The sequence below is a fragment of the Arthrobacter sp. STN4 genome, from assembly GCF_024539665.1.
GTDB lineage: Bacteria > Actinomycetota > Actinomycetes > Actinomycetales > Micrococcaceae > Specibacter.
Window position 1 is genome coordinate 1 of record NZ_JAKZGX010000076.1, and the last position, 1,070, is coordinate 1,070.

Below are 1,070 nucleotides of genomic sequence, written 5' to 3' on the forward strand. Positions count from 1 at the left end.
GTCGTCGCCGAGGTGGTCTCCGCTGAGGAAATCTCCAGCCTACGGCGTGACCGTGACACTCTGCGCGATGCAGCGCTCGTCATGGCTCGTTTCGCCACTGACAGTGGAGTGCGTACCGATCTGGACCAGGCCATGGAATTCTTCGGCTTCACCCGTGCTGAGCTGGAGGCCGAGATTGCCTCCGACATCGCTGCAGGGCGAGCGTGACGGCACATCCCCAGCGGGTCTGCGTGGTTCGACTCACCGAGGATGCCGTTGCCGACCTTCACCGGCTTGGCAAGAAAGACCCCCAGATCGTCCGCACCGTCTTCAAGAAGATGCTGCTCCTGGAACGGTCGCCCAACGCTGGTGAGCCCCTGTTGGGCGCCTTGATTGGTTTTCGCAAACTTGTCGTCGGAGACCGGGACTGGCGCATAGTCTGGCGAGTCACCGCAGACACCGATGGCACACCAATCCTTGACATCTCCGAAATATGGGCCGTGGGCGTCAGATCAGACAGTGAGATCTACGAAGAACTCAAAGCAAGAGTCGCACGAATAGGGGATGACCCCAAGCTTCAACCCCTCAAGGATGTCATTACCCAAATGGGTCGTCTCTACGAATCCGTTGAAGCTGCCACAGAACCCAGCAGGGAATCCACTCTTCCGAGCTGGCTTCAGACCGCCCTCCGCGACCAACTCAACCTCGCCCCGGAAGAAATCTTCACCCTTACCGAACAGCAAGGACAAGAACTGCTGATGGAACACTGGTCCAACCAGCGCAAGGATTAGGCACTGTAGCCGCGTGAGCCAGACTAATTGATCGACAACGATTTCCGGCATTCGGCGATCAAACGATGCAAAAACAAGTGGTGCCGCTTTGGTAGCCCATGTCGTCGGACCGTCGCCAATATTGGCTACCAAAACTCGACGAACCTACCATTAACGTGCCCCACGCCTGGGCATAAAATGGTCACCATGGACAGCAATTTCCACGAGATCAGGCACCACACACGTGGCCCACACCGCCATGATATTGAACCCGATTTTGGACACTGCCACCGGCTCACGGAGAAGTACTCCCCTTTTACT

At 57.2% G+C, this 1,070-nt stretch carries 1 protein-coding gene and 1 pseudogene; both read left to right on the forward strand.

The window, feature by feature from the left end; genetic code table 11:
• A pseudogene (locus MMF96_RS19385) lies at positions 1-207 on the forward strand (prevent-host-death family protein); the annotation flags it as partial.
• A gap of 23 nt (positions 208-230) precedes the next feature.
• Entirely contained in the window at positions 231-770 is a 540-nt protein-coding gene (locus tag MMF96_RS19390) for a type II toxin-antitoxin system RelE/ParE family toxin (RefSeq protein WP_256884475.1), read from the forward strand.
• Positions 771-1,070 lie beyond the last annotated feature (300 nt).